Genomic DNA, 9,546 nt, shown 5'->3' with positions numbered 1-9,546 from the left:
GCCGCCTGAGTTCCTCACTTATCGGTGTTCGGTCGCCTCGTCATCCCCGGAGGGTGTAGAAAGGTGTTGGTTCGGGTGTGGGGTGGTCGCGTGAAGGACCTACGCAACTGTAAGCTCTGCGCCTGGGAATGTGGTGTCGACAGGCTCGAGGGGGAACGCGGCGTCTGTCGCGTCACCGAACCTGTCATCGCCGCTAAGCAACTTCACCCGGCGCCACCGGCCAGCTATACGGTGTTCATGGCCGGATGCAATTATCGGTGCCTCAACTGTCAGAACTGGGATATAGCTCATTATCCCGACAACCCCGAGGGACGGGCCCTGGGCTATCAGGATCCCAAAGAGCTCGCCGTCGAGGCTGTGAACATGATCGAAACGAATCAGGGTCGCATGATCGGGGCGGACAGGATATTCTTCTCGGGCGGCGAGCCCACCATACACCTGCCTTATATAGAGCAGGTCGTCGAGCATTACCGGGACACGACGGACCTATGGAAGGTCAACTTCGACACGAACGGGTTCGCGACGCGCAAGAGCATGCGTCGTATCGTTAAGTTGGCGGACTCGATCACCTTCGACTTCAAAGCGTACTCCGATCCCCTTCACCGGGCCATCACGGGAGCCCGCGTCGAGCCTGTCTTGCGGAACCTGGAGTTCTTAATCCCCAAGTATCTGGATAAAATTTGGGAAGTTCGGATCCTTCTAATTCCGAAGGCCCACGATACGGAGGAGATTAGGGCGATGTGCGAGTTCCTGGCGGACCTCGACGAGTCCGTTCCGGTGTGCTTCCTGGCGTTCAGGCCTAACTTCGTCCTGGAACGGCACCCCGGAGCCCCGAAACGCTTGATGGAGAGAGCCGTCGAGATAGCCAGGGAATGCGGGTTGCACGCGACGTGGTCGGGCATGCCGGGTATAAACGGGAGCGTGCCGCCCGAGGTCGGAGAGTGCGCCGACAAGCTCCTGAAACACTACGACGGTCGCAAGGGCGCGGCCCTGATGGGTGGTTACGCGAGGGTAACGGGCTGCAGGAACCACCCGAGGGATTGCTTGGCGTGTGACGACATGGCACGGTGTCCGATCAAGCGGTATGTGGCCATACGGAGGACGTAGTATCTCCATACGACCTACAATTGAGAGGCTCCTCATCCCCTCCACAACTTGAACTCTTCGAACCGCTCTCGGATCCTACCTGGGATCCCGGGAGGGCTCAACTCTCCGAGATAACCCCGGTTCTCGTCGTCGAGGTGCACCTCTTCCCGGAGCTCGGCCAGCTTCAGAAACTCGCAGAGACCAGCGTTTCGTACCACCGCATCCCGTGGTCGCAGTGTCACCGACCACACGTAGTACACCTTGAACGCGGTGTCCGGGAACATACCACCGCCGAGGTCCACGGCCAGCACGTCACATTCAGGTCCGCCTAGTTCTTCGAGGACACGTTTGAGGGTGTCGTATTCCCTGGCGTCCCCTTTGACGAACGTGAGCTCGGGATGACTACGTTCCAACTCTCGCATGGCCTCCTCGGCGTCCTTACCGTAGTCCACGGCGACGACACGTCGGGGGGAGCCGGTGAGTATAATCCGAGTGGCGGCGCCCCGGTGGCATCCCAGCTCTACCACCACATCACCCTCCTCGACGACTTCTCCCAGAAGCCGCCTGTACTCCTCGACGGACTTCACTAGAGCTATCAACGTGCAGTCCCTCCACGATGCTTTTTTACGGACCTAACCGTCCACGGGTTGGGATGATGACGGTTTCAGGCTCCGAGTACGGCCGGAGATGCGGAGAACTCCCCGCGCTGATTCGAGGGGATGGGGAGGGCCATGGGGTCCGATCAGGGCAGAAGGTGAGGAAACCGGCCCGCGCTACCGACCCTTGGTCACCAGTGCCACCGCCTTCCGCCCGTTGGCGCCCACTCTGAACCGCTCCTCAGAGATCACTTCGCCCCCCAGTTCACGACGCAGTCTCCTAACCATTCGATCGTAGTACCGGTCGCCGACGGACACTCCCACACCGTATTCACCCAGCCTTATGGTGCCGAATCCCACGCCGTCCACGTTCTCTCCGTGGGCCAGCCTCGTTAGAATCCCCCGGACCGTCGCGGCGCTAGGGGGGATACCTTCGGGTACCACTTCCTCGATCTCACGGAGAGTCTCCTCCACTAAGCGCTGGGCGGTGCCACCTACCTCTAGCTCCGAAGTCTCAGCTAGGTCGGCCCGCGTGGTCCGATAAATCTCCACCAGGCTGCCGTCCACCCACTCCCGGAGGAGTAGTTTCGCGGTCGTTCTGAGGTCTTTACCCAAGCGTTCTGAGATATCCCGGAGGATCCTCTCCGGATCCATCGATTCATCGATACCGAATTTGTCGGACAGTGCCCCTGGATACTCGCGGACGACGCGCTCGATCACGCCTAACGCCGGCTCTACGGGATCCTCCAGGACGTCTGGATCCAGCGCCACGGCCTCGGCCGCAGCCTCGTCGGTCGGGATCACACCCGGCGAGTCGATGACCAACAGTTTCCTACCACCGCGTACCCACTGCTTTCCGCGGGTGTATCCCGCACGTCGAGAGGTTTCTGCGGCACTCCTCCGGGTCAATGCGTTAATTATCGTGGACTTACCGACGTTCTGAAACCCTACTACACCCACTCTCACGGTCTCGACGTCTTCCGGCGCTACCTCGTAGATGGTCCTACGGAGGTGCCGGAAACCCATGCGCTCGCGTGCGCTTACGTACACCGCAGGTACGTCCTCCTCGAGCTCCACTTCCTCCTTCACACGCTCGGTCTCGGCCCGGGGGACCAGGTCGGCCTTGTTGAGCACGACCACCCGGGTGAAGTCGAACACGTCCTCCAGTCTGGGGAGCTTTTCCCACCGTGTCTCCTCCGGATATCGCACGTCTCGAACCTCCAACACCACGTGCGATTCGGAGAGCACTCTCATCACGTGCCTGTACCATTTCGGTGGCATGTACCGCCACTCCCGAGCGGTTTTTGTATCCGTTAACTCGACCTCAACACGGGGGTGGGGGCTATTAAATCCGATCTCCGGGACCTCGAGACGCTCCAACGGGAGGTCGAACCGGCGACCGATGGTGCCTTACCCAGGTACGTCGACGAACGGATAGTCCGGGAGCTGTACGAGGACGGAGAGAAGTTCGCGGCCTTCGGCGCGTATTACCGTCGCGAGAAAGGTTGCAAGGTTATGAAGGCGGCCGTGGACGCCGGCTTCGTGTGCCCGAACAAGGACGGCAGGATATCCCGGGAAGGGTGCCTATTCTGCCCGAAGATGGGCAGGACGATCATCACTCCCAACGTGGACCCGCGTAAGAAGCTCGAGGAGCAGGCTCGTAAGCAGATGGAAGTGTTCCGCGAGAGGTACGGTGCCGAGAAGTTCCTCGTGTACTTCTACCCGGCCACGAACACCTACGCGCCTCCCGACGTCCTGGAGGAACTGTACAACCGTGCCCTGGAGATGGAAGACGTCGTCGGTCTATCCATAGGAACACGACCGGACTGCTTACCGGACGAGGTCCTGGACATCCTCGAGGGCTACGTCAAAGAAGGTTACGACGTCTGGCTCGAGATAGGGGTTCAGTCTTACCACCATCGCACCTTGCGCCGCACGCGGCGCGGTCACGGACTTGCCGAGGTGATCGACGCCATCACCCGGGCCAAGGAACGCGGGATCCGAATAGTTAACCACATCATCTTCGGGCTTCCCGGTGAGACCCGAGACGAGATGCTTGAGACCGTCAGGGTCCTCTCGGTGCTCGGAGTGGAGGCCGTGAAGCTGTATCCGCTGGTCGTGCTAGAGCGTACCGATCTGGAACGTATGTACTACGATCGCCGCTACAAGCCGCTGAGCTACCGCGAGTACATCAGGCTCCTGGCCGATGCCCTGGAACGTATGGCGCCGACCGTCCTCATTCAGAGGCTCTCTAAGGACAGGGCACCGGACGAGGAGAGGATCGAGCCCGAGTGGGACCTGTACCGAATGCGGGTGATCTCCGACGTCCGTAAGGAGCTGGCCCGGCGCGAGTCGAGGCAGGGTGAACTGTACAAGGTGGGTCTTAGCGCCGAAGAACTCGTGCCACTGGTTAAGGGGGCTACGGGCGCCGAGAGATCCGGGGTATCCACGTGAGCGCGTCCCACCCCTTGCGTTATTTGTTACGACACCCGTGACGATTACGGGCGGGCGGCGGTGGGTGGGCTATAGCCCGCCTTCTGTAGCCTTAGACGGCGGCATTCACCTCAGCGGCCTACCATCCCCCTCCGGCCCGGGAACTCATCGGGGGCATCACCCTCGTATCATCGGGCTCATTCGGCCTCGCCCCCCGCCGGGCGGCCCGTTTCACCGATCCCGCCGGCGTCCTCTGCGGGTTAGCTCGGGCCCCGTCGCCGGGGCCCTTCTCGGCCCGCCCACGGCGGGCCTCAGCCGCGTCATCGCCATCCGCCGACGGACGTGTCGTTTCTGTGGCCGGTCCCCGGCCTCTCGGCCGGCCCCCTCTCGGGGCGGCGGGCCCGGGCCCGGGGGCGGAGCTTCCTCCCCTTAGCGGCCCCACGGCCGTACCCCGACGGACCCGCCTTCATTGCCTTGCTCCGGCGGGTCCTTCCTCGGGGCGGGGGAGCCGCCAGCCCACCCACCGCCGCCCGGCTTTACGTCCAGTTGACGGGATATAATGATTTCCCCAATCCGGACGTCGCGGGGTTCTGAGAAACGACGGGCCCATGCTGGGATTCCCACCGAGAACTCCTTTCGAGGTTCGACCTACATCGGAACCGGTGTGCAGGCCGTAGCCCGCACGCATGCACGGAAAAAATAGATCGTAGAAGGGGCGACAGTGCCGGAGTCGCACCCTAGATCGCCAGCCTAGCGCCTATGAGCTCGTGACGTCTCGTCTCTCCTAAACCTATTTCTTTACGAACGCGACTGGCCGACCGAAGGGAGGTCGTGTGAAGGTCAGTGAGATAGTATCTATGCTAGCCAGGATACTCGCTGAGCACTACCGGTCCGGGGTCTCCCTGAAGGAGTCGTTCTACCGGGCTCTCGACAATCCGTTCTCCATTCCCAGCCATCGGGCTAGGGCCATTCACCGTCGACTTATGGAACTCGGCAAGCGGTTGGGACTCTGCGAGGAGATCCTCGATGACGTCATTCAATCGGGATCTTTCGAAGATCTTGGTCCGGAGCTGAAGGGAGTTCTGGTAACCGCAGCTGACGAGATGCTGTTCGAGGGAACTAGTCCGGCGTTGGTAACCGACGCTGCGACGCGGGTAGCTAAGGAGCTAGTCAGCGATAGAGTGGCCGACTTCGTGCACGCCGTATGTTTCGACCTCGAGAAGTACGACGTAGACCGGCTGAAGCGACGCGGTTACGATGACCTTTGCCTGCGGCACTACTTCCCACCCGACTTCGTCGATTACGTCCGCCGCGTGCTGCCCGAGGACGAGATAGAAGACTTCCTCCGAGCGTGCAACAAACCCGCGGTAAAGTACGTCCGCGTGAACACACTGCGGGCGGACGTAGACGAAGTCCGCGAGCGCCTGGCGGAGGAGGGTGTGCTGACGGAGCCGGATGAGCACATACCGGACCTGCTACGTGTAGTCGAGGAGGAGATACCTATAGTCAGAACTGAGGCGTGGAAGGAGGGTCTGGTGTTCACTCAAGATAAGGCCTCCGCGGCAGTCGCCCACGTACTCGATCCACAACCCGGGGAGTTCGTAGTCGACCTCTGCGCGGCTCCCGGCGGAAAGACGCTCCATGCCCTCTGTTTGATGGAGGGCGAAGGAGAGATCCTTGCGGTCGACAAATCCGACTGGCGATTGGACGCTATGCGGGAGAAGTTGGCGTGGCAGCGTGTTCCCGATGGTGTCGTCGAACTCCGATGTGCGGACGCTCGAGAGATACCGGAGGAGCTGGATGAAGAGGCCGACCGAGCCATTGTCGATCCTCCATGTTCCGGTATGGGTTCCGTCCAGAAGCGACCGGAAACCAGGTGGAACGTCACGAAGAAACGTGTGCGACGTTACGCTAAACTCCAATCAGAATTGTTGGAAGCAGCGATAAAGACCGTTCGACCTGGAGGTATTGTGGTGTATTCAACATGTACTTTGACTATTAACGAAAATGAAAACGTGATCCGAAGAGTCGCAAGACGGTACGATGTGACTATTGAGAAGGTGAACCTTCAATTCGGTAGGAGGGGATTAGTTCCGGGAACCCGACGGTTCTACCCTCATACCGACCGATGTCAGGGATTTTTCATCGCAAAATTAAGGAAGAACTAAGGCCGATACTGACACCAGCTCAGTCCACAGAGGCGAACGAAAAGGTTAATTATTCGATTTCAGTCTACTATAAGTGCGGGGGAATGTAACATGCGAGCCCTAGCACTTCTAGCGTTGGTCCTTGCGGCGGTGGGTGGCGCCGCGGCTGAAGAAGCACCGCTATACGGAGTGCTGACGCACCCGTGGACATTCCAGCTCTCCGCGAACCAGGCCAAGCAGATACCGAAAGAGTACGTGATCTCCGTGGAAGCACCGGCCGGCGCTCAACTACCGCTAGGTAAGGCGTACTACGGGGTGTTCGTAGCCGACGGGAATCACGCCGCGTTGATTGTGGATCTAACTCCGGCGGTGACGGGAGAGACGGATGATGCTGTAGTGGTGGACCCCAACGCGATGTCAGGTAAGCTTCCGCCGGCCGTGAAGTTCAGGCAGTGGAAGCCAGCTCATCTGGCCAAAGGGGCTCTCCTGGCCCTATCGCTGGAGACCAAGCCGCTGCCGGTAGGTCTGTCGCTCAAGATGGTCGCTCCAGAAGAACTGACGATTGAGGTCGGGAAGTTCCAGGTGAAACTCAACCGGGAGCTCCTAGAAGGCCTGGCGCGAGTACTGGCTACGCACGAGTACGGTCACCCCCACGGTAAGAAGAAGACTCCCGTGGGGTACCTGCAGGCGCTCGTGTTCAAGTACTTCGTGAAGGCGTCGGTGACGGGAGCCGAGCCGGAAGAGCTCCAGAAACTCGAGGTCAGTGAGGAGGAGAAGGAAGGGGAGGAAGAGAAGGAGGTCGACGAAGAGACCGGGTACGCGCTCCGTGCGTTCCTAGAAGTGAACGAGCAGCAGGGTCTGACGGACCTGAAGGCGGAGTTCAGTGTTGACAACCTCGAGAACTTGATCGGTGAAGCCGTGACGGTCCTGCAGGATGTCCTCAGCAGCCCCGAGGCGCAGCAGGCGGCAGCCACGGCGGAAAGTGCGCTCAAGAAGTTCGTTCAGGTACCGGTGGCCGCGGTGTGCTTGCTCGGGATCGCGCTGGTGGCCGTCCGACGCCGATAGGGGCTTTCTTTCCCCAGGTCGAAATTGTTACGGGCTCTATAACATACGTCTATGCGGTGTCCGGGAGTGGCGCGACCGTCGCCCCGCCGGTATCGGAGGCGGTAGCGCCGAGCGAATGCCTCAGCTATGAAGGGAAACTCCCTCGGCTGTCGCACGCACGGCGGCCCACCGAATATGTCCGAAATATTTTTATAGTTGGAATCCGACCGCCCACGACGGTGGAGCGGCCGCAGTCTAGTCTGGTAGGACGCGGGCCTTCCGAGCCCGTGGCCCGGGTTCAAATCCCGGCGGCCGCACCAAGCCTCAAATCGTTACAAGAACCGTAACGTTTTCCCACTGGATGGGTTTGGGGATTTGGGGAGGGGGATTAAGCGGCTTCCTCCGGATGCTGTCGCACCTCCGGGGCTTCCTGAAGCACTTCGAACGCCCTGAGTAATTCCTCCCCGGCCTCCGTGATCTTCCATCCACTCATCATCTTGGTCCGTCGCAACAACCCTACGGCTTTCTTAGCTTGGTCCAGCGTGACGTCGGCTCTCTTCAGTAGGGTCTTCGGGAACTTGGAGAGCTTCTTCGCGCTAACACCTTCCCTCTTCAGGTCGTATACTGCCTTGAGGAGACGAGTCGCGACCGGTGTAATTGGGTGTCGGAGCTTCAAGATTTCCATCGTCTGACCACGGTGTATCGCCGTCTTGAGGTGTTGGCCGGCTCGCGTTAGTATTACCCCTCCCGTGAGCAACTCTTCGACTATACCTCGAGACTCCAATTTCGACAGTGACTCCAGGACCTGGTGCTCTTCGAGCCCGTACCGGTCACAAACGTCCTCGATCAGTTTCCCTCTGTCGATCGACCCGTTGGGCATGCGGTAGATCAGCTTGGCCTCGTCTCCGGTTAAGAATGGGGCTCTCTCCACACGACGCGCTATCTTGGCGGCCATCAGCCCCTTCGTGGTGATAGCGGCTTGCGATACCAGACCGGCCCGGTGGGCCTCCTCCAGCCACTCAGGAGAAGGCGACTCGAAACCCATCGACACGGTGACGGCTTTGACACCTTCCGCTCGCACCGGCGCGCCCAGGCCGTGAAGTAACCGTTCTCCTTCCTCGGTGAGTACCCATATCGGCTTGCCCTTTTCCTTCCCGTAGTCGCAGACGGTTTTCTCCACGAATCCGTGCGCCTCCAACTCCTTGAGGTCCGTGGTGGGGTCGGGATCAGCCTCCCCGTACTCCTCTACTAGCACCCTCTTGATTCTCTTCAGGGTAGGAGCCACGTTAGGGTTCTCGTCTGGGCGGTACAGGTGGTCGATGATCTCCAGAAGCCTCAGCTCGCTTGGACGTATGCTGATAGGTGGCACACCCGGGAAATCTTCTCCCACCATCTCGTAGGCTCGGAGGACGTGCTCACCGGCCCTCGTTAACGATCCCTTCCACGCGTATCCGAGCCGCTCGAGGCGCTCCATGTCCTCGGGTTCTTCTCCCTCACTCACGGCCTTTACGTCCTCCATGATCCCAGGGGACAACACCAGGTGCATGGCGGGAATCGCCTTTTCGATCGCGTACTTGACCTCACGGCCGAGCGCCGTTAGAGTGTACGTGCGGCCACCGTCCGCGGGTGGGGAGATCACCAGCAGCCGCATCGCCTCGAGCGCGTGGAAGATGTTATCTGGAATGTCTATAGTTTCCCGATATCTGATGAAGGTTTTCAGCGTTCCGGGTCCTGGTGGTAACCTGGCTATCCGTCCGGCTACATCCTGAGTGACGTACAGTTTCGGAGTCGCCTTGAAGTACGCCTCCAACACCAGCTCGCCGGCTTTTGTCAGTTCGCCATCCTCCGACAGACCACGCTCGCTCAGTAGTTCCTCCCAACGCTCCGGCACGAAAGACAGGGCCGCGTGTTTCAGCGCCAACACCGTGTCCGAGCCGACCCATCGGTCATGCGCCCATTCTTGGGGTGGCTGCTCCAGAATATCGACGGCCTCAGCTACCGCCTTCGCAGCGGTCTTTCCGGCGTCGGTTAGCTCCCATTCGTTCGGTCCGACTCGCTTCATCAGACCTTGAAGCTCGAGCTCTAGCAACCGCTGGGGGATGATTTCCGTGACCGCCTCGGCCTCCTCGGCGATCTCCCTGGCCTCCTCCCTGGTACCGAGTTCCTCGACCGTAAGCAGTACTTCCGCGTGGTCCTTCAACAGTAGCATCGCCTTCCTCCCTATTGCTCGGCTCCTACTT

General features: G+C 60.4%; 7 protein-coding genes, 1 tRNA gene and 1 other RNA gene. 5 read left to right on the top strand and 4 right to left on the bottom strand.

Annotation, left to right across the window (positions count from 1 at the left end; genetic code table 11):
• The first annotated feature begins 63 nt into the window (after positions 1-63).
• A complete protein-coding gene (locus MK_RS00260; protein WP_158295850.1) occupies positions 64-1,107 on the top strand; it encodes a radical SAM protein in 1,044 nt (347 codons plus the stop codon).
• 32 nt (positions 1,108-1,139) lie between these two features.
• Here the strand turns inward: MK_RS00260 and MK_RS00255 are convergent, their stop codons facing one another.
• Positions 1,140-1,685, bottom strand: coding sequence for a class I SAM-dependent methyltransferase (locus MK_RS00255; RefSeq protein ID WP_011018418.1), 546 nt, complete (start codon positions 1,683-1,685; stop codon positions 1,140-1,142).
• Positions 1,686-1,859: 174 nt separating this feature from the next.
• Positions 1,860-2,963: a GTPase gene (locus tag MK_RS00250; RefSeq protein ID WP_011018417.1), complete on the bottom strand. Its 1,104-nt coding sequence runs from the start codon at positions 2,961-2,963 to the stop codon at positions 1,860-1,862.
• Positions 2,964-3,017: 54 nt separating this feature from the next.
• On the opposite strand from MK_RS00250, the gene MK_RS00245 reads away from it, so the two are divergent.
• Positions 3,018-4,136 carry a TIGR01212 family radical SAM protein gene (locus MK_RS00245; protein WP_226988647.1) on the top strand — a complete coding sequence of 373 codons (1,119 nt, stop codon included), beginning with the start codon at positions 3,018-3,020 and terminating at the stop codon, positions 4,134-4,136.
• Positions 4,137-4,203: 67 nt separating this feature from the next.
• On the opposite strand, the gene rnpB is transcribed toward MK_RS00245, so the two are convergent.
• Positions 4,204-4,561, bottom strand: an RNA gene (gene rnpB, locus MK_RS00240) — RNase P RNA component.
• Between the two features lie 387 nt (positions 4,562-4,948).
• Between rnpB and MK_RS00235 the strand changes: the two genes are divergently transcribed.
• The 3 genes from MK_RS00235 (at position 4,949) to MK_RS00225 (ending at position 7,626) form a co-directional block, all read left to right on the top strand.
• Complete coding sequence (locus tag MK_RS00235) at positions 4,949-6,283, top strand: RsmB/NOP family class I SAM-dependent RNA methyltransferase (protein WP_011018415.1); 1,335 nt, start codon at positions 4,949-4,951, stop codon at positions 6,281-6,283.
• A gap of 90 nt (positions 6,284-6,373) precedes the next feature.
• A complete protein-coding gene (locus MK_RS00230; RefSeq protein WP_011018414.1) occupies positions 6,374-7,327 on the top strand; it encodes a hypothetical protein in 954 nt (317 codons plus the stop codon).
• 223 nt (positions 7,328-7,550) lie between these two features.
• Positions 7,551-7,626, top strand: a tRNA-Gly gene (locus tag MK_RS00225).
• Between the two features lie 68 nt (positions 7,627-7,694).
• Here MK_RS00225 and MK_RS00220 read toward each other — a convergent pair.
• A complete protein-coding gene (locus MK_RS00220; protein ID WP_011018413.1) occupies positions 7,695-9,515 on the bottom strand; it encodes a DUF505 domain-containing protein in 1,821 nt (606 codons plus the stop codon).
• Positions 9,516-9,546 lie beyond the last annotated feature (31 nt).

Source organism: Methanopyrus kandleri AV19 (assembly GCF_000007185.1).
Taxonomy (GTDB): Archaea; JAADCQ01; Methanopyri; order Methanopyrales; family Methanopyraceae; genus Methanopyrus; species Methanopyrus kandleri.
Note: the sequence above shows the minus strand (reverse complement) of the source record. Positions and strands in the feature narration are given on the sequence as shown.

Coding starts and splice junctions, on each gene's coding strand:
- MK_RS00250 (WP_011018417.1), bottom strand. CDS start 2,963: ATGCCACCGAAATGGTACAGGCACGTGATGAGAGTGCTCTCCGAATCG.
- MK_RS00230 (WP_011018414.1), top strand. CDS start 6,374: ATGCGAGCCCTAGCACTTCTAGCGTTGGTCCTTGCGGCGGTGGGTGGC.
- MK_RS00220 (WP_011018413.1), bottom strand. CDS start 9,515: ATGCTACTGTTGAAGGACCACGCGGAAGTACTGCTTACGGTCGAGGAA.